16 protein-coding genes are annotated in these 18,478 nt (G+C 50.1%); 7 read left to right on the top strand and 9 right to left on the bottom strand.

The genetic code is table 11. The annotated features are described in order from the left end of the window. Nucleotides 1–204 precede the first annotated feature (204 nt). Together Mal48_RS04100 and Mal48_RS04095 are read left to right on the top strand one after the other, a co-directional pair. Nucleotides 205–966 carry a peptidoglycan recognition protein family protein gene (locus tag Mal48_RS04100; protein ID WP_197442037.1) on the top strand — a complete coding sequence of 254 codons (762 nt, stop codon included), beginning with the start codon at nucleotides 205–207 and terminating at the stop codon, nucleotides 964–966. Further along, the gene (locus Mal48_RS04095) at nucleotides 953–1,651 is read left to right on the top strand and encodes a hypothetical protein (RefSeq protein WP_197442036.1); all 699 of its coding nucleotides are present in this window, start codon (nucleotides 953–955) and stop codon (nucleotides 1,649–1,651) included. The genes Mal48_RS04100 and Mal48_RS04095 overlap by 14 nt, the downstream gene beginning before the upstream one ends. 231 nt (nucleotides 1,652–1,882) lie before the next feature. Here Mal48_RS04095 and Mal48_RS04090 read toward each other — a convergent pair whose 3' ends face one another. From Mal48_RS04090 to Mal48_RS23115, 5 genes are all read right to left on the bottom strand, one after another. After that, nucleotides 1,883–3,250, bottom strand: coding sequence for an outer membrane protein assembly factor BamB family protein (locus tag Mal48_RS04090; protein WP_145196393.1), 1,368 nt, complete (start codon nucleotides 3,248–3,250; stop codon nucleotides 1,883–1,885). Between the two features lie 140 nt (nucleotides 3,251–3,390). Continuing rightward, a complete protein-coding gene (locus tag Mal48_RS04085) occupies nucleotides 3,391–5,028 on the bottom strand; it encodes a Kelch repeat-containing protein (protein WP_145196390.1) in 1,638 nt (545 codons plus the stop codon). A gap of 166 nt (nucleotides 5,029–5,194) precedes the next feature. Further along, on the bottom strand, nucleotides 5,195–5,767 hold the full coding sequence (locus tag Mal48_RS04080) for a hypothetical protein (RefSeq protein WP_231739909.1): 573 nt from the start codon (nucleotides 5,765–5,767) through the stop codon (nucleotides 5,195–5,197). Beyond that, a complete protein-coding gene (locus tag Mal48_RS04075) occupies nucleotides 5,757–6,689 on the bottom strand; it encodes a DUF1559 domain-containing protein (protein WP_145196389.1) in 933 nt (310 codons plus the stop codon). The genes Mal48_RS04080 and Mal48_RS04075 overlap by 11 nt, the downstream gene beginning before the upstream one ends. A 351-nt stretch (nucleotides 6,690–7,040) precedes the next feature. After that, nucleotides 7,041–7,211: a hypothetical protein gene (locus Mal48_RS23115; protein ID WP_197442035.1), complete on the bottom strand. Its 171-nt coding sequence runs from the start codon at nucleotides 7,209–7,211 to the stop codon at nucleotides 7,041–7,043. 186 nt (nucleotides 7,212–7,397) lie between these two features. On the opposite strand from Mal48_RS23115, the gene Mal48_RS23800 reads away from it, so the two are divergent. The 5 genes from Mal48_RS23800 (at nucleotide 7,398) to Mal48_RS04050 (ending at nucleotide 13,060) form a co-directional block, all read left to right on the top strand. Continuing rightward, nucleotides 7,398–8,042, top strand: coding sequence for an ankyrin repeat domain-containing protein (locus tag Mal48_RS23800; protein ID WP_145196387.1), 645 nt, complete (start codon nucleotides 7,398–7,400; stop codon nucleotides 8,040–8,042). Between the two features lie 227 nt (nucleotides 8,043–8,269). Continuing rightward, nucleotides 8,270–9,016 (top strand): DNA repair protein RecO, encoded by a 747-nt coding sequence (gene recO / locus Mal48_RS04065; RefSeq protein WP_145196385.1) that lies wholly within the window; start codon nucleotides 8,270–8,272, stop codon nucleotides 9,014–9,016. A gap of 106 nt (nucleotides 9,017–9,122) precedes the next feature. Beyond that, nucleotides 9,123–10,700: a tetratricopeptide repeat protein gene (locus Mal48_RS04060; RefSeq protein WP_145196383.1), complete on the top strand. Its 1,578-nt coding sequence runs from the start codon at nucleotides 9,123–9,125 to the stop codon at nucleotides 10,698–10,700. Nucleotides 10,701–11,019: 319 nt separating this feature from the next. Beyond that, nucleotides 11,020–11,562, top strand: coding sequence for an LPS assembly lipoprotein LptE (gene lptE, locus Mal48_RS04055; protein ID WP_231739908.1), 543 nt, complete (start codon nucleotides 11,020–11,022; stop codon nucleotides 11,560–11,562). A gap of 310 nt (nucleotides 11,563–11,872) precedes the next feature. After that, on the top strand, nucleotides 11,873–13,060 hold the full coding sequence (locus Mal48_RS04050) for a GTPase family protein (protein WP_145196381.1): 1,188 nt from the start codon (nucleotides 11,873–11,875) through the stop codon (nucleotides 13,058–13,060). An 86-nt stretch (nucleotides 13,061–13,146) separates the two neighbouring features. On the opposite strand, the gene Mal48_RS04045 is transcribed toward Mal48_RS04050, so the two are convergent. The 4 genes from Mal48_RS04045 to Mal48_RS04030 all read right to left on the bottom strand — a co-directional run bounded on the left by Mal48_RS04045 (nucleotide 13,147) and on the right by Mal48_RS04030 (nucleotide 18,475). Beyond that, entirely contained in the window at nucleotides 13,147–14,658 is a 1,512-nt protein-coding gene (locus Mal48_RS04045; protein ID WP_197442034.1) for a Do family serine endopeptidase, read from the bottom strand. A 435-nt stretch (nucleotides 14,659–15,093) separates the two neighbouring features. Then, on the bottom strand, nucleotides 15,094–15,771 hold the full coding sequence (locus tag Mal48_RS04040) for an NAD(P)H-hydrate epimerase (RefSeq protein WP_145196377.1): 678 nt from the start codon (nucleotides 15,769–15,771) through the stop codon (nucleotides 15,094–15,096). 175 nt (nucleotides 15,772–15,946) lie between these two features. Next, the gene (gene hisC / locus Mal48_RS04035) at nucleotides 15,947–17,044 is read right to left on the bottom strand and encodes a histidinol-phosphate transaminase (protein ID WP_145196375.1); all 1,098 of its coding nucleotides are present in this window, start codon (nucleotides 17,042–17,044) and stop codon (nucleotides 15,947–15,949) included. A gap of 90 nt (nucleotides 17,045–17,134) precedes the next feature. After that, entirely contained in the window at nucleotides 17,135–18,475 is a 1,341-nt protein-coding gene (locus tag Mal48_RS04030) for a sulfatase-like hydrolase/transferase (protein WP_231739907.1), read from the bottom strand. Between the last annotated feature and the right edge of the window lie 3 nt (nucleotides 18,476–18,478).

Here is an 18,478-nt window from a genome sequence, read left to right as displayed (position 1 = left end):
CAGCAGATGGAGGATTCGGACGATTATTTCGGACAAACTTAAAACGGAATGATATTACATCTCGACATTGTAATCCTTGCACAGAATTCAGGTTAGGGGAACGAACCAGGCCGCAATCGCTGCCGATTGTTAAGAAATAGTGATGGCATTCTCCCAACACAAGTTGACATGTCTCTCAGTGGGGCAATACAAACGGAGAGCACAATGACAGCTTGCACAGACCATATCAGGACATCAACATGTGTCGCATTTTATGCGATTCACTTGATGGCAATATGTGGATGTGCAGAATCACCCCAGAAGAAACAACAGGAGGTTTCTTCAGCTTCGACTGTCATCGAAGAACAGACCTATCTTGAAACAGATGAACCGGTTCGGACCTGGAAATACCTCGTCATTCACCATACAGCAACGAGCTCCGGGAGTGTCGAGTCCATTGATCAGGCACATTCACTGCGTCGCGATGCCTCTGGCAACCCGTGGCGCGGAATCGGGTATCATTTCCTGATCGGAAATGGAAACGGTATGGAAGATGGTGAAGTTCAGGCGACGTTTCGTTGGCGTGACCAATTGAGCGGAGCACATGCAGGAGATCGACAATTTAACAATTTCGGGATCGGCATTTGCTTGGTCGGAAACTTCGAAGAGACTGGCCCCACACCTGCACAGGTGAAAGCGGTCAGCGAACTCATCAGCCAGCTGAAGTACCAGTTTAGAATTACAGAAGAACAGATTTTGAAACATGGTGACCTGAAGGCCACCGCATGCCCGGGACGGCTGTTTCCATTTCGAAAAATTGCCTCAATCCCCCCTGCAGGACCGCAGTTGGTGGAGGGAGGGAAAAGGAGTCGATTCGTTCCTCTCGAATCGAAACACACGGAGGGTATTCATAATGTGGCAGCGATCCAACGGTCGAGATCAAAACAACGTCCATCAACCAAAAGTCAAACCGATGGGACTCGTTGAAAAGCATTCGAGCTCAGTTTCCGTCGAGCATCCGGTCACAACATGTGTGACCGATGTCCTCTTCGATTCCAGCTACTCGCTTTACATCACAGAGAACTTCACCGAAACCTACTCTTATCCACTGGTTACCTATCTCCACGATGGGTCTCGCTCTGAGCGAGATTTGTGGAACTGGTTCCCGTCGATCAGCGATCAAAATTACCTCGGGCTTGGCGTTCGTGCCTCGTTCCCGCATCCGCGCGGCTTACCCGGACAGTTCGACTGGAAACTACGTCGCCCCGATGCCTCAATGGCCTCGATCCGCGACGCTGTTTATTCTGTGGACAGAGATTGGGCAATCAACCCGCAGAAAATCTATCTATTTGGAGAAGGTGACGGAGCGATCGTTGCTTTACAGCATCTGGTGCTTCAACAGTCACTAGAATTTGAAACAATCTTTGCAGCCGGTGCGATTTGCCGTTCGCTTCCGAAGAACTGGGCAGACTGGTTGCCGCATATTACGAATCAACTCCACGGAAGAATCCTCTTCCTGGATCCGATCCAAAACCCTGACGAACAGGCTGCGATCGACGCACTTTCTGAAGCGGGATTGGAAATCACATTCGCTCATGCCTCGGAAGAGGTTCCTCCCCCCCAGATCATCAACCAATGGATCATGGCCGGGATCAATACGGCAATCTTTTAGAGGATCTTTCGAATTGGTGTTCAGGTTCTGCCTAGCAGCGAACAGCAATTCGAAAAGTGTGATATTGAAACAACTCGGAATCGACCGAACTCCAACCACTTGGTCGAATCCTGCAGTTATCTAAAATCCTCAAATGCAAAAATCATCGCTACGCTGAACAACTCGGCGTAGCGATGATTTTTTTCGTAGCGAGTATCAAGAAAAGTATTCTCTATCGCTTGCGGCTGTCACTTACTGCGAGACGCCTTTCTGGATCTTCACGCTAAACAAGCGGTCCCCGGAACGAGCTATCACTCTTTGGCCAGTCAAGACCGCTGCGTACAACGTATTTCCTCCACCCGGTGGACCATCTTCAGCTTTCTCTGCAGGCTCCTCAGACGGTTCATCCGAAAACAGCTCTGCTGTCTCAAATAACTTGAACTTCGGCCCCGATGCGACAGTGGTAAGCTTTCCATCTTTTAAAGGCAGAAGAATTTTCTGTGAGAGAACAATCGGCGTTGCCCAAAGACTTCCACCGACCCGCTTCGCGTATTGCTCTTCTCCGGTCATCTTGTCGAGACAATACAGAACTCCGGTCCGATTGGTGAAGTAGCAGTAATCTCCAGAACAGAACGGAGAGCTGAAAGAACTGGTCGCTCGCTTTGAATGCCACACATAAGCTGCGGACCAAACTCCTGCATCCGATTGTTGAACCGAAATGAGTCCGTTGGAATCGGCAGCCCGGCCCGACTCTGATTCCCCTCGACCGACTGTTGCACCGATCAGAAAAGTTCCTTCCCCAACCGGCATCGGGGTCGGCGTCGAGTTCCCGGAAATGTCATCGAAATCCCACAACCGTTCTCCCGATTGCAAATCAAAACCGGCGAGTTTCCCAATCCCGCTGAGCACAAGGTGTTCGCCACCTTTCACTGGGATCACCCGGGGACTTGCCCAGCTTGTAACGCCAAGGCCGGGAACCTTCCACAGATTCTCACCAGTCTTTTTATTAATCGCTAACACGTACGGATCGGTTTGCCGTTCAACCCAGACGAAGGCAGATTCGCTTCTCTGTTCTAACGAGGCAGACAAACCATGCCGTGCGTCAATGGGACCATACTCTTCAACCAGATTTCGTTGCCATTGAATCTCACCTGAGTGAGACAACGAGAACAAGTTGCCACCTTCGAAAAAACAGATAATTCCTCGTTCATCAACAACCGGAGACGGAGCTGCCTTGCTGATGTAGTTGTTGTTTTCCTGAGGCGTGGCGTTCGTCGTTTCATACTGCCAAAGCTCTTTGCCAGTGGCAATATCGAACGCCGTCACCAGGCACTGTTCTTTATTCGGCCCGGATACCGAAGTAATGTAAACTTGATCTTTCCAGACAAGTGGACTTGATTGTCCGTAACCAGAAGTCGCAACCGACCACTCAGCGGAGAAGCCGAGTTCTTGTTCATCAAAATTGATCTCTCCACCATTTTGAAACGATGTCCATTCATCAGCGGCATTCGCTGCTTGATCCGTCAAGAAAATCAAACAGGTAAACAATGTGACGCTGAGGGCAACCGTTCCGCAGAGGACTCGATGATCGCCGCTTCGATGTTGCAATATCTTTTGCAAATGACTTCTCCGCTAAATGTCGATTGTTCAAGAGTAAATCCAATGTTGATCTTCACGTTCTGTCTCGTGGAGAGCAGTCTACGAAGTCATAAAAATGATCTTCACGGACACGACAAGCATTGATGAGGATGCTTAGAGGATTATTGAACCTCTAAGATCTCAACTTCGTCAAACTTTCCGATTTCCATACTCGCTCCGCCGACAACGAGAAGATGGTTCTCGTCAACCGGCAGCATGCGATGGAAGAAACGTGGGGTGGGAGTTTCTCGAAGCAATTCCCAGGATTTCCCATCTTCAGCGAGCCGTTGCAGGTCACCTTTGATTGTCGTGACGTACAAGTTTCCACCGGTTGCAAAGGCCGATGATCCGAATCCTGTCATCCCGTCTTCACCGAGAATTTCCGAAATCGATGACCACTTACCGGTAGCTGGATCAAAGACATCAACTTTGCGGGTCGGGCCACCTTCCTTCTGCATTCCGCCGATTGCATAAATTTTTCCGTCATGGGCAGCCAAGGCCAATGCTCGGCGTTGGAACGGTGGAGCTGGCAACTTGGACCACTTTGGAGAATCGGCGTTCGGATCAAGCACCCAAGCTGTTTCATGCCAAACGCTCTCGGCATCGCCAGCCATCGCCCATCCACCGACTACGTAGATTTTTCCATCCAAGACAGCAGCATCAAATGAAGAACGAGGCTCTGGCAACGCGGGCAGTTCTTCCCAGGCTTTTTTCTCCAAATTGTAAGCAGCGACCGAATCTTGCGACCACAAATCGTGATCTTCACCCTCAGCATTTTTTGCAGTGAATCCACCGATTCGGTAAAGCCGTTTTCCGTCAGAGACCAGTGCCAAACCTTGTAGACCTGGGCCTTCCGCGATGCTCTTCCATTCTCCAGTCTTCAAGTTGAGTTGTTCGAGCGTATGTCCTTGTGCATCGTGAGAATAAGAATGAGCTCCACCCATATGACCACCGTACACGTACAAGTTCCCGTCAAGGATTGCACCACCAAAACTCGTCACGGGTTTCTTGATTGGCTGAAGGTTCTTTCCAAGTGACTTCGAAGAGTCGGACGGCACTCGTAATGCTAATGTGGTGTAGTGTCGAGTTTCAGGATACTCTTTTCCTTCCAGTGTTCCCGGTTTAGCTTCGACATGCTTGGCTCGAATTGAAAACAGGCCGGACTCTTTGACAGGAATCAAAATTGTTCCGGACTCTCCAGTCGTTCCTTCGAATTCGTCGAGTCCCGGACCACTCGCTTTCACTTCACTTCCTTCGACAGCTTTTCCGTTAAAGAGAACATGAAGCAAGACCCCTTCCGAAGTTTTTTCAGGGATGACATCGAACTGAAGTTGCTTGGAGCAATCAATTGATTTCCAAGACTTGCTTCCAGCCACGGGACCAGTTTTTGCGTAATACTTCAGACGAAAATGGCTATCACCACGGTCCATGACACCCAAATCGTGAGTTGCGACAACAAGCCCCTGCAACTGAGTTGGGCTCAACTGAACAGAAAGACTTTCTTTTGTCTTTTCGAGCTTGAGTTCCTCTGCCTTGTTCCCATCTAAAACCGCCCAGGCTTTCATGCCGGAAACATATTTCAGCATTTCCGGGTCGTCAGGTGAGGCGTCTTCTCCAAAGTAGACTTCAACAACATTCGACTCTTCCCCCTGTTCAGGTGCGAGCCAAATGAAATGAGCCTGTGCGGATTGAGACATCATTTGAAAGTTAAGAATGAAGGTAAGGAGTAAGAGAGACTTTTGTCTAATGAGCAGCTTCATTGTAAAAGTTCCTGTGTTGAAAATGTGTGAAATCAGTGATGGAATTTGCGTAATTAAAACGATTGACTGCGTCGATGAAGCCAAGATCAGCTCAAAGACTAAGACAATTCGAAACACTCGCTTCGACTGGCAGGACGAAAACCACTTCAGGTGATGTTCGAACTCGTTACCGCTTTTGTTGACTGCTCAGATCAAACTGAAATTCGTTTGGCGTATTGAGTGAAACAGTCTTCTTTAATGTGCTGCGAGAGTTGTAGATCGCAGGGACTTTGACAACTCGAATTCTTTTGACTTTCGCCTTACGAAGCTCCCGAATCGCCTGCTCGTCATCCATGGCATAACCGCCGTCATCGGTCGACACGATCTCGATACGATGTTCACCAACAAGTGGACCAGAGAGACTGTCAATTTCGAAACGCCCCTGCTGGACTGGAACAGACGTCTTTGGCCCCTTTGTTTCTCCCTCGGGTACAAATCGAATCACACCCTCTTCAAGCGGTTCCCCATCGAGGTTAACAACCCCGGAAACGGCCGCCCTCTGAGGACCGTCGTCACCTCCACCGCATCCCTGCAAACCGAGTAGGACCACCATCCAACTGAGAGGAAGGGCGAATCTCCGAACGACTCTCAAACTCTTTCGTGCTTCCAGTTTCCGCGAAGAATATCTTTTCTGCGAGACATTGCTCATCCTTACGAGACCGTTCGCGTACTTCGCTTCCGAGTAGGTTTTAGAAGTCACTGACGACCTCCCCTCCGCCTCGTGTTGCCAGACTGTCGAGCAAACCAGCGTCTATATTCTCTGAGAGGAAGTGAACCGAACCATCAGCGAATGCGAAATGCACACCCCCGACATGATCGCTGCGGAATGAACGTGTCCAATTGCTATCGAAAATTCCGTCGTCAGCGAAGTCGTGTGGGTTGAAGTCATATTCCGTTGTCGCAGCTGTGGACCCCGGAAACGGATTGGACCAATAAGTGAAGGAGTAGCGAGGCTGTCCCATGCAGTCTCCAGAACTGAATACGTAATCGGGGAGGTTGTACGCTGTCTCGCCGATCATGATGGTGTTGCTGGTTCCATCCGTGAAATCTCGAAACTTCGTTTTTCCTGGAGAACTGTCAGTATAAACAATTGCCCCATCTAAATTTGGGCGAGGCATTCCGTAAAAGGACCAGTACTGATTGAAATCCTTTGTCCCGATCGAAACCGCATAGTTCCCAGGGGCTCGCCCATTGTCGGAATCGCAGCCTGGAACTGGCCGTCGCAATGGTGATGTCGGGCAAAGATAAAAGGGAAGCATCTGCCCTACAACTTCTTGATTGGCAGGGGCTGAGTTCCCCTGGTTGAAATCATATTGCTGGTAAGCACTCGCTTGCTCAACCATTGGCAAGATACTTGTGAACAGGCTTGATCCCTCAAGACTGGAATAGCTCATCCCCCCGGTGTTAGCGTTGGGGAACTGGGAGTACACATCGTGATAGTTGTGTATCGCAATCCCGATCTGCTTGAGGTTATTTCGACAGCTCGTTCGCCGAGCAGCTTCTCGTGCCTGCTGGACTGCTGGTAAGAGTAAAGCGACGAGAATCGCAATAATCGCAATCACGACTAAGAGTTCGATAAGCGTAAAGCCGGAGCTTGGCCTTCTTTTGGATGACGTGCGCATGAAAGATCTTCCTAGCACCAGTGAAACGTAAGTCCAATTACCCCATGCAATTGGAGTCGGTTCTCAAGCTTCGCTGGCTGCCTTAGAAAGATTCAATCAGTGGCTGGCTACGCTCTAAATGAGACTGAGTCTCAATGTCAGATCAATGGTATCAGCGTGACTGCTCATGTCAACGCAATTCGACTGGTGAAATTATTTTTCAAAAAGTGAGAACATGCCCCCGCCGCCTGAACAGAGATAAGCGTTCTGCCTCATGGATTCTGCCTCATGAAAATGTACGACTTCTGCAGACAAACAGATTCACAGGCGCAAGAAACAGGAACGTCTTCAGGCCGAGCGCGCGACCGCTTCTCAATCAGAGGCCGAAGGCGGGTCGAGCTTGGCAGGTTTGCAGAGTCGCTTCTTCTTGTTCGCAACCCGCTTGCATTTCTTGCAGATGTGAGTTGGATTCACCACATAGCATGCGTACCCCTCGGGGTCTTTCTTGAGCTTCTTCTGGAGATCGCACAATGTTTTTGCCATGTTCGGGCAGCCAGGTTCAAGAGATGTTTCGTATGAAACTGCGACGACTTCTGCAGAGGTGCTCCGTGACCACACCGAACGCATTGACGAATTCACGGTTTTTGTCTTGAGTGCTTCACCTCCTATTGTTCGAGCATTTTTGAAGAAGTAAAGTGAGTAGAAACTGGAACCGGGGAGATCGTTCAGATGTCAACCAATTCGTTACAACTGAAGCAAGCGAGTTTTGACGGCGACATCGACACGGTCCGGCAACTTCTGGATGCCGGTGCTGATCCGAACTCCATGGACGAATACGGTTCAGGAACTCTACTCACCTTTCACCCGGAAATTATTCAATTCTTGCTGGCACGCGGAGCTGATCCCGACATCCAAACGAATGAAGCGGGAGGACCTGTCTTAATAGGTTTGACGCACGGTGATCATTTGGAATGTATTCAGTTGCTGCTTGAATCGGGTGCAAATCCAAATCGTGCCTGCTCCATCACCGGAGAAACCGCGCTCCACGGAGCAGTCACGAACAAAGAACTTGACCGTACTCAGCTTGTGAAATTACTGCTCGATCATGGCGCTGACCCAAACGCGAAAACCAAACCAGGTGTGACGAGCGAAGCATTCTGGCGCGATGCAAGAACTCGCGCCGAGACTCCCTTGCATCGGGCTGCTGCCTACTTGCCAATTCATATCATTGAGATGCTGATCACTGCTGGAGCAGACACAACAATTCGCGATATCAATGGTGATTCTCCATTAAGCTGGGCAAGCTGGCATCTCCGCAGCCGGGACATTATTGACCTGTTGAATGTCGACAAGAACGGCAACAAGATTGCATAGCCTCTGCTGAGCGACGTCCGACGTCTGACGTCTGACAAGCTGGCGAAGAGCATTTTTATTAGAGAAATGATTTCTTCACGGGCACACGGTAGAGCAACCTGCTCTCATGTTCATTAAGCACGTCCGCAATCTGTGACAAGCCTCATCTCTGGCTTCAAACTCAACAGAAGTGTACTCTGAGAATCCGGGCATGAATTCTCATTTTCTCAAGCAAAGTCAGAGCACAGATGTCAACGGAGAAGACAGATGCGATAGTCATTCGGCAGGCCGATTTCAGTGAATCGAGTCGTGTTCTCACTTTATTTACGCGTGACTTTGGGAAAATTTCCTGCCTGGCAAAAGGGGCAAAGCGGTTGAAAAGTGCCTTTGAAGGCTCACTGGACCTGCTTTCCGAATGCCGGGTCGTCTTCATCCACAAATCGTCTTCCGGCCTCGATCTATTGACGGAAGCCCAGCTTGTCAAACGATTTAAGCCTTCACCGAAAAGTCTGGTTCACTTGTACGGCGGCTACTACATCGCGGAGCTCCTGAATTCGCTCACCGAAGAAGGCGACCCTCATGATGAACTATACGAAGCTGCTACTGCAGCGCTGGCGGTCCTAGGTTCCGAAGCTTCCCCAGACATCGCAATTTTCCGTTTCGAATTGATGACGTTGCGCGAAATTGGGCAACTTCCGGACTTCGAAACCTGCACGATCTGCCAGTTGCCGATAATTCTGGGAGACAGGAGCCGTTTTTGGGTCTCTGAGTCCGGATTGATCTGTTCAAGATGTGGCAATTCAGAGTATCAACAGACTGAGGTTCAATCTGGTGCGATTGCTGTCATTCGAAAGTTGATCGAGAGTGATCCAGCCATGTTGTCCCGACTGACAATCAGTGATCAACAACGGCGAGATATTCGCAAATTGTTAAATTCGGTCGTTTCGGCAATTTTGGGAAGACGTCCCAAAACACTGAAGCTCCTCGGGTATTAGCATTTTGCCATCTTGAGTGACTGTTGTTTACTGAACACGACTCTCCCAGTCCCGTCCGTCCCCCTTCCGAGTGCAAGGTGCTTCACCTGATGCACGAGGGTGTGTGATGATTATCGAATATAAAAAATATAAAAATTCCTGCCAGAAAATTGCTGCATCAACACTACTCGCCGGAGCGATCACGCTTTCCGGCTGTGGAAGTTTGTCGCTATTTTCTCATCGTGCCGTCGCCGATGATCAGCCGGATGCAAAAACACGTTCTCCCCTTGCTAAAATCATGGGGCCGACCGAACGTGGGTTGAGAAGTGTCTCCTTCACCAAGGAGACCGACGCTGTCCAAGGCGGGACAGAGGTCGATTTGCAAATGGCATATCAGGAACTCAAAGAGGCGCAGCTCCTCTTTGATAATGGTCGCTATGCAGATGCTGAAAAGTCGTTCAATGCGATAGTCAAGCAGCGACGTGTCCGCTACGAAACGGCTGGATCTCGCTTCAAAGACTTTTGGGGGATGTCCGACCTGGCAAGCAAAGATCTCTATAACAACTTCGGAGACCCAGTCGAAGAAGATGCGTTGTACATGCGAGCCGAATCGCAATTCCATCAGCGAAAATTCACACGTGCTCAAGATTCTTACGACGATCTGCTGAACCGGTATCCCTCGACGCGGCACATGGATCGAGTCACAAAACAGCTCTTCCGCATCGCACGGTATTGGCTCGACTTCCCGAACGATCTGGAACAAGACAAAAAATCCAAATCAGAAATCCAACTCGCTTCCAAGGAAGAAATCGATAGCGTTGCTACCGCTCCGCCAGCGAAAAGGCCAGCTTGGGATCTTCCAATCATTCCAAACCTGACAGACAAAACACGACCAATTTACGATGCGGATGGCCGCGGGTTACAAGCCCTTCGGTCGATCTGGCTGCACGATGCCACGGGACCATTGGCAGACGATTCTCTGATGTTGGCTGCGAATCACAATTTACGCACGAAAAATTTCGTCGAAGCAAAACGCCTCTACGCACTCCTGCGTGACCAGTACCCAGACAGTCCACATCTCAAGGATTCCTATCTGCTGGGATCGCACGTGACACTCGCTTCATACGAGGGCCCCGAATACGACGGAGCCGCATTGGACCGAGCTCGTGATCTGAAGCAAACGATGCTCCAAATCTTCCCAGAGATGACCGCTGAAGAACGCGGAATGTTGCAGTCAGAAATTGATCAGCTCCACAATGCGGACATCGACCGCTTGTGGCAACAAGTGATCTACTATCAGGCCAAGAACGTCCCAGAATCGATTGCACTCCACTGCCACTTGATTATCAACCGGTATCCCAACTCCCAGCAAGCTCAGAAGGCACGGGGAGTCCTGCGAGAACTCGAAGAGAAATCAAAGCGTTCCGGGAATTCCTTATGGGTTTGGGGAAATGGGAAAAAACCAGCTCCTGCACAGACTCCTCCGGCTCGAACTCACGTTCCCGATGCACGTATGCAAGCAACTCCTGACTCTGCACGAACAGCCCCCGGCGGATCAGCGAGTCGGCAGCCTCCAAATTCAACGAAACCTGAAGAAGATGAGAAATCAAAACGCAGCATCTTCGGTTTCTTACGAAAAGCAGACGAGCCACCTCAGTTGAAACCGACTCCTTCAGAAGAACAACCTGGACGCGTTGAACTCTAGAGCATCTTTCAAATTGGTTTGCAGGATCTGCCTCGTGGCGAACAGCTAGTGAAGGCACGAAAGTGACCTTCGCCAGCACCACAAGCATTGAATATGCTCTCAGGTTTTTTCAGAAAAGATGTACAGATTCGGTCTTGCGGAGATCAGCGTTTTTGCTGATAAAAACGCTCCTTACGTGAGCAGAGAAAACAGAAGATGCTCGAAAGCGAACTAGAACCTTGGCTGGAACCAGTCCGAAAACCTCTGGAATAGCCGCTTTTCTCAACGTTTGAGAGAGCAATTTCAAGTTTCAGGATCAGTTCTAAAATGTTTGGCTGACTTGAACAGATACTCAAAATCAATTCGACGGACTTTCGCAAAGCTGCTCGTCGCGGTGATGGGGACGGTCTATCTATCGGGTTGTGGATACGTTGTAGGCAGCCCCTTTGGTGCGGAAGTTCGCTCGGTTCACATTCCAACATTCACGAATGACACTTATCGCCGTGGGTATGAACTCCAGCTCACCGAAGCTGTCCAGAAAAAAGTTGAGCTGACCACTCCGTTCCGGATCATGAAAGGTCCAGAGGCGGACACCCGATTGATCGGAAACATTATCAGCATCGACAAGCGGTCTGCGAATCAGAATCGCTACGACGACCCCCGCGAACTCGAACTGGCAATCGGGATTGAAGTCACCTGGATCGACAATCGCACCGGCACAGTACTCGCACAAAGAACAACTCCGATCGGCCCGCAACTCTCACACGCCATTGCACACACCAGTTTCGCCCCCGAAACGGGACAGTCAATGGCGACTGCGACTCAGGATGCTGTTGACCAACTTGCCAACGAAATCGTCGGTATGATGGAAGCTCCCTGGTAACGCTCTTGCGAGCCTTCTCTACGAGACTTCAGACTGTCCCCGTTCGTGCCTGCTACGCAAGCATTACCTCAACGAACAGATCGAGATGAGTGAACAGGCAACCTCGGAGCGATGCTTTATCATCATTCGTTGTTCTGGTCCTGCAGGTTGTTTTTCTGAGCACAACAGTTTCAAATCAGAACTATCAGCAGAGGCCATACTCGCGAAATTTCGGAGATCACCCTCCCCTGACACCTCGACCAATAGTCAAGGTTACTCCACCACTTTGGTTGCGCCTCGCAGACCGCACACGGCATTTTGAAAGCAAGTTATGTTCGGAAAGTGGTTTTCACGTCAGCCATTTGATGATGATGAGTACCTCAAAGCCAAGAACTCGGTGCTAGAGAAAGCTCCAATCCCGGTGCTCTGGCTCTTCGGAAAAACCGGGAGTGGAAAATCGTCAGTCATTCGAGAACTGACGGGTGTTGAATCGGTTGAGATCGGAAGTGGATATCGACCGCAAACTCAATATTCGTCGCTTTACGCGTTTCCAAATGAATCCGAACCGATCCTGAAATTCCTGGACACTCGTGGATTGAGTGAAGCAAACTACGACCCGATCGAAGATATCGTCGAATTTGAAGACCAGGCACACTTGATGATTCTGACCGTACGCGTCATGGACCACGCACTCGAGGAATTGCTGACAGCCCTGAAGACGATTCGAAAATCTGCTCCCGACCGACCAGTCATCCTGGCTCTCACGGCACTGCATGATGCCTACCCCGGTGAACAGCATCCAGAAGTTGACCCGTTCGATGAGTCACGAGCCCCACTGCCAGAGAATATCAATCCCAATTTAAAGCGATCGCTTCAACAACAGTACAAAAGATTCGAGGGCCTGTTCGACTGTGCGGTCCCACTCGATTTGACTCCGCCGCATGAAGGATTTCATCAACCGACGTTTGGAAGTGATCGACTCAAGCGAGCAATAGTCTCTGCCCTTCCCGCAGCCTATCGACATCAGATTTTGCAGATGGACCGAATCCTTGATCCGTTGGCAGACATGATCAAGAAGAAAACAATGCCGACAATACTGGGCATGTCAGGTCTGGCAGCGACGGCGGCAGCGGTTCCGGCCCCCTGGGTCGATATCCCGGTGGTCATGGGATTACAAAGCCGTTTGATTTACAAACTCGCCAAGCTGCACGGGCAATCTATTGACGGCAGAACCATCGCCAAAATCAGCGGAGCATTGGGAGGGCGCGTTGCAGTTCGCATGGCACTCCGGGAGTCACTGAAATTTATCCCCTGGGTCGGCATGGCAGCCAATGCAGCAGCGGCATTCGCAATGACGTACGCGACCGGAATGGCCTGGAACTGGTACTTCACTGAAGTGAGCAGAGGACACGCCCCGACTGAATCTGAACTCAGAGAAGTCTTTCAGGACCAATTCAAACGTGCCGGCGATCTTTGGAAAGTCAGCCACCAAGCTGATGCGGAGAAGGCGACGGAGTAGGTCTTGCATGAGCTTCTTTCCAAAAAAAACCGGCCGATTGTTTCCAATCGGCCGGTTCAAAAAGCTCGAAAAACTGACTGTAAAAATCAGTTCACCGATTTCAACACAACAAACGCTGCACCACCGTTCCGCTTCACATGGAGCACAATCCCTTTGGAGAGTGTCAAATTCTCAATGGCAGCGCCGAAGTCTTTAATGGAATCGACCGGCTTTGTGCCGACTCGCTGAATCACATCACCGACTGATAAGCCTGCTTCTTCAGCCGGACTTCCCGGTTTCACGGAGCGGACGACAATTCCGGAATCGGATTCATCCAGTCCCAGCTGCTGAGAAATTTCGGCGTTCAGCTCGACCACTTCGATGCCTAATGAGTCCATTGCAACGTTGTCTGGATCAGACTTCGTTGGTGAACTTTTGAGGCCGCGTTTCAGTGCTGGAGTGTAATCACTCGGCATTTGCTCGAGTCGAACTTTCAGCTTGACTCGCTTTCCATCACGAAGGATTTCTGCCTGATACGACTTGCCTGGCTTCGATTTTTCAACAACGTCGACAAGGTCGTCTCGGTTTGAAATTTTCTTGCCATCGAACTCCATGACGATATCGCCTGGTTGCAAGCCTGCCTTGGAGGCAGGACTATCGCTTCCAACATCAGAAATGAGTGCTCCCTGACCAAACGGCACTTGCAGTTGTTCTCGGAGATCGTTCGAAATCTGTTGCAATTGAACACCCAGATACGAGCGTTTCACGACACCACTTTCGATCAACTGATCAGCGACCCAGCGAACCATAGTCGATGGAATTGCGAAACCGATTCCGTCATATCCCCCGCTTCGCGATGAGATGGCAGTATTAATTCCGATGACTTCACCATGCAGATTGACGAGCGGCCCCCCACTGTTTCCGGGGTTAATGGCAGCGTCTGTCTGGATATAGTCTTCCCGCTCATTAATTCCGGGAGCACGCTGAGTTGCACTGATAATCCCTGCTGTCACTGTCGTTCCGACGTTGAGCGGATTCCCCAAAGCCAGCACCCAATCCCCGATATGCATCGCTTCACTTTCACCAAGTGCAACGAACGGGAGCTCTTCATCCAATTCGATGCGCACAACAGCAACATCGGATCGAGGATCAAAATTCCACGATTCTGCTTCAATTTCTCGACCATCAGAGAGCCGTACGGTCACGCGGTCTGCCCCCTCAACGACGTGAGAGTTTGTGAGAATGATCCCACTTGGATTGACGATAAACCCTGAGCCAGCTCCCATCCGTTTAGGAATTCGTCTTGGCTGCTTAAACATTTCCTTGAATCGTTCGTCATCACCGAAGAACCGGCGGAACATTTCTTCTTCTGGTGACTGAAAAGTCCCCGCCTGATCGAGTTGTCGAGCCTGTGTCTCTGTTGAGATCGAAACAACAGCTGGAAGAACCTTTTCGGAGACTTCTCGAAACGCGAGCGACAGATCACTCGGCGAATGTGTCACTGGTGGAGCAAGTTTCGAAACGGTTTCTTGCTGCGAAACTCCGACCCCCGCAACGCCTAAGCAGATACCGACTGTGATCGCGCACAGAACCAATATCTTATTTTTGACAGTGGACATATTTTGACCTCCTGATTGTGATATGAAACTCAATGGATATGAAAGCAAAACTGCCTTCATATCAGTACAAATAAAATCAACAGAGCTACTCAATGCTCTTCTTGCCCGCAATGATCACTCTTAAGATTGCAGACACCTCTCGACATGGAGCAGAATGCGTTCATCCTCTTTAAAAAAGGTTCGCACATTCTATTGATGCCTGAATGAGCATCCCCCAAGTCTCCGACAGATCTTCAGCAGAGACCTTGGGCCCCTCATGAAACGTCGACAGGTGTCAATGCAACGAAAACGGGCTACATATAGTTATGTTGCCGTCAGACTGAGAAATCGTACGGTAATTTCCGAAAATTCTGAAATAAAAAGCGAATGGCGATGCCGGGTTTTTGCACCGCTTCAGGTGCGACTCCGCGCATCATCTCCTCTTCTTCCAAATACTTACGACTTGAGAATCTGAGTCAAGATGATATTGGGAAGTCCGATGCCCAGCACTTCAAGACGACCGACATACTCCTCTGCTTCGAGAGTGAGCAGCCCGGGTTTCGCAGCTACGAGAGTCGCTGTAATTCGGGCCTGAATCGTTGCGTCAGGCGTCGGGCCTTGATCGCAATCCACTCCAGATGGCACATCGACTGCCAGAACAGGTTTTCCAATACCATTCACAGCGTTGATGATCGTCAAGTACGGTTCTCGAATCGCCCCCTGAGTCCCTGACCCGAGCATCGCGTCAACGATCCAATCTGAATTTTGCAACTCAGAAATCAATCGATCCAAATTTTCTGGCATCGACAGTTGCAGGACCGGCAGGCCCGCCTTCTGAATAATCTGAGAGTTGGTCGCAGCATCACCGTGATAATTTTTCGGATCGGTACAAATAATGACCATCACCTCAAGCCCAGCGATGGCAAGATGCCTGGCTATGACGAAGCCGTCACCACCATTGTTCCCGGGTCCGCACAAAACCGTTACGCGCCCTGTCGGAGATTCTTTCAAAAGAAGTTCAGCGATTCCTCGCCCGGCATTCTCCATGAGAACAATCCCCGGGATGCCGTATTCACGAATTGCGATGTCATCAACTGCCCGTGCTTGACTTCGAGTCAAAACTGTAGAACCCATCGACTTTACCTCCTGCCCATCTGAGATTGAGTCGAGCAATTGCAAGCATGGGAATACGCCCAAGCCCTCTAAGATTACCAACAAACGCCCAACGCTTCTTAATATGCCTTTTTATTTCTGGGATAGATAGTCACTCAGTCCGCAACTTTGCTCAGACAAAACATTTTCGCGACTTCTACCCCGCAGCCACAATTTCGGAGAGTGCTTCGAGGAAGGCATCCACTTGCTTATCAGTCCCGACGGTAATTCGTAAACCATCCACTGCCCCGGTTCGGTTTGTTGTAGATTCTGGAGCCGCGTTTGGGAAGTTCATATAACGGACGAGAATCTTTCGTCCCTTCAATTGCTCGTAGATTTCACGATGAGAAATTGTCGGATGTGTTGTCCAAACGAAATTCGCCTGACTCGGAACTGGATCAAACCCCAGAGACTTTAAGGACTCTGAAAGTCGTGTACGTGTAGCAAGGATTTTGGCTCGGTTCTCGAGCATCCACGCCTGATCACGAATTGCAGCCTCCGCAGCTGCCAGTCCCAGCGTGTTACAGTTGTAACTATCTTTCACCTTTCTCATCCCGGCGATGAGGTCAGGGTGAGCAACACAGAACCCGAAGCGTAATCCGGCAAGGCTGTATGATTTGCTGAAGGTCCGCGTCACAACAATTTGCTTCCCCACCTCGGAGTGCAAAAGCTCTAACTTGTGAGGTTCGTCGACAAAGTCACCGTACGCTTCATCATGTACAAGCACTCCATTCGGAGGAACGATCGATTGAATCACTTCTCGATCCCAATGATTTCCGGATGGAGAGTTTGGATTCGGAACGAACAAGAGCTTGGCCTGCTCGATCAGCGGTCGATTGATCTTGATATTCCAGGACCAGTCCGGTTCGAGTCGCAACCGCGCGTGACGCGTTCCCTGAATCTCAGAGAGTGTTTCGTAGAGGATGTAACTGGGATAGGGGTAGGCGATAAGGTCGTTCTTGTCGGCAAAACTTCTTACCAGAATCGTAAGGTTTTCATCGCTTCCATTGGCTGGAAGAATCCAGTCTGGATCAAGATTGAACAGTTCAGCGGCAGCTTGGCAAAATCCACGCCCGAGCGGGTCCGGGTAGACATTCAGCCGACCTTCTGCAGCCTGTTGAATCGCACTGACGACCCTCGGCGAAGGTGGATAAGGATTCTCATTTGTGTTGAGCTTAACCCAACCAGACTCCTGCGGCTGTTCTCCGGGAACGTACCCTTGAAGGGCTTCAACATCTGGGCGAAAAAGAGACATAAATGAAGAGTGGTCTAGAGTCTAAGGCAAGAGTGTGTGAACGGTGTGGAGCGTGAACTGCGCGATACGTGGCGTGTCGCGAACGAGAGTTTACTGCCAGTCTTTGCGAATTGCTTCAATGCGAGCAGTCAGTTTTTGAACAATCTCCGGATGATCGGAAGCGACGTTCTTCATCTCTCCGGGATCGTGATCAAGGTTGCAAAGGAAGACACGATCCTGCGGACCAAGTTCTCCTTTCTTGCTACGATCCTGGGGATTAATAAGAAGTTTCCAATTGCCTGAACGAATCGCCAGTTGAGGTTTCTTCCCAGCTCCAAGTTGCCAGAACAATTCCTCATGCGGTGACTTTTCATTCTTCAGGAGCACGAACTTGATGCTGTGCCCATCGAGGTGATGTTGCGGTTGCTCGATTCCACACAAATCAGCAATCGTTGGATACCAGTCGCAACCCATTACCATTTGCTCTCGAACTTCGCCTTGTGGCAATTTTCCAGGCCACGAAATGAACGACGGGACTCGTAACCCACCTTCGAACAGACAGCCTTTCGCCCCACGATAGGGACCACTGTTCCCACCACCGAAGAAGGCACGCTCTTCAGTGGAATGACCATGGTCTGATTGAAAGATCACAATTGTGTTCTCTCGTAGCTGATTTTCTTTCAAGAAGTCGAGCACTTCGCCGACTTTTTCGTCCATGGTTGAGACGAACTCTGCATACATTCGACGAGGCGATTCAAGATGTTTGTAGTGCTCTCGCCATTTTTCTGTACCTTGCATCGGGTAATGCGGAACGTTGATCGCCCAGTACAGAAAGAAAGGTGATTCACTTTTCTCGCTGATGAATTTCTTGCACTCGTCGACCATGAGATCGGGAAAGAATTTCCCATCCTCCCAGATCTCCGTTCCGTTTCTCCACAAGTCATGCCGATTGGGGCCATTCCAGTAGAAGAAGTGGGAGTAGTTGTCGATGCAACCACCCATGTGACCAAAGGAGCTGTCAAAGCCCTGGGCATTCGGCATCGTTTGGTCGTTGTACCCAAGATGCCACTTCCCGACATGTCCCGTGCGGTATCCTGCGGACTTCATCATCTCTGCAATGGTCACTTCCGATGCAGGCATCCCGGCATGCCCATGAGCAGAAGAGACATTCCCCGGAACCCCTGCTCTGGCGGGAAAACGTCCTGTGAGCAAACCTGCACGAGAAGCCGAACAGATGGCTGAAGGAGAGTACATTTGCGTAAAGCGAATTCCGGTCGCTGCCAGATGGTCTTGCGTTGGCGTGGTGAGATCTTTTGAGCCGTAGCAGTTGGCATCGAGTGATCCCTGATCGTCAGTGTAGATCAACAAGACATTCGGCTGCTCTGCCCTTGCGACGGAAAACATCGACAGGAGACTTGCAAGAAATGCCAAAGTGAGAATTCGTAAAGTCATTTT

The organism is Thalassoglobus polymorphus (genome assembly GCF_007744255.1).
Classification (GTDB): Bacteria; Planctomycetota; Planctomycetia; order Planctomycetales; family Planctomycetaceae; genus Thalassoglobus; species Thalassoglobus polymorphus.
Note: the sequence above shows the minus strand (reverse complement) of the source record. Positions and strands in the feature narration are given on the sequence as shown.

What these genes read in the sequence shown, in the direction of transcription:
- Mal48_RS04100 (WP_197442037.1), top strand. Translation starts at nt 205, where the DNA reads ATGACAGCTTGCACAGACCATATCAGGACATCAACATGTGTCGCATTT.
- Mal48_RS04095 (WP_197442036.1), top strand. Translation starts at nt 953, where the DNA reads ATGGGACTCGTTGAAAAGCATTCGAGCTCAGTTTCCGTCGAGCATCCG.
- Mal48_RS04085 (WP_145196390.1), bottom strand. Translation starts at nt 5,028, where the DNA reads ATGAAGCTGCTCATTAGACAAAAGTCTCTCTTACTCCTTACCTTCATT.
- Mal48_RS04075 (WP_145196389.1), bottom strand. Translation starts at nt 6,689, where the DNA reads ATGCGCACGTCATCCAAAAGAAGGCCAAGCTCCGGCTTTACGCTTATC.
- Mal48_RS23115 (WP_197442035.1), bottom strand. Translation starts at nt 7,211, where the DNA reads ATGGCAAAAACATTGTGCGATCTCCAGAAGAAGCTCAAGAAAGACCCC.
- Mal48_RS23800 (WP_145196387.1), top strand. Translation starts at nt 7,398, where the DNA reads ATGTCAACCAATTCGTTACAACTGAAGCAAGCGAGTTTTGACGGCGAC.
- recO (WP_145196385.1), top strand. Translation starts at nt 8,270, where the DNA reads ATGTCAACGGAGAAGACAGATGCGATAGTCATTCGGCAGGCCGATTTC.
- Mal48_RS04060 (WP_145196383.1), top strand. Translation starts at nt 9,123, where the DNA reads ATGATTATCGAATATAAAAAATATAAAAATTCCTGCCAGAAAATTGCT.
- Mal48_RS04050 (WP_145196381.1), top strand. Translation starts at nt 11,873, where the DNA reads ATGTTCGGAAAGTGGTTTTCACGTCAGCCATTTGATGATGATGAGTAC.
- Mal48_RS04045 (WP_197442034.1), bottom strand. Translation starts at nt 14,658, where the DNA reads ATGTCCACTGTCAAAAATAAGATATTGGTTCTGTGCGCGATCACAGTC.
- Mal48_RS04040 (WP_145196377.1), bottom strand. Translation starts at nt 15,771, where the DNA reads ATGGGTTCTACAGTTTTGACTCGAAGTCAAGCACGGGCAGTTGATGAC.
- hisC (WP_145196375.1), bottom strand. Translation starts at nt 17,044, where the DNA reads ATGTCTCTTTTTCGCCCAGATGTTGAAGCCCTTCAAGGGTACGTTCCC.
- Mal48_RS04030 (WP_231739907.1), bottom strand. Translation starts at nt 18,475, where the DNA reads ATGACTTTACGAATTCTCACTTTGGCATTTCTTGCAAGTCTCCTGTCG.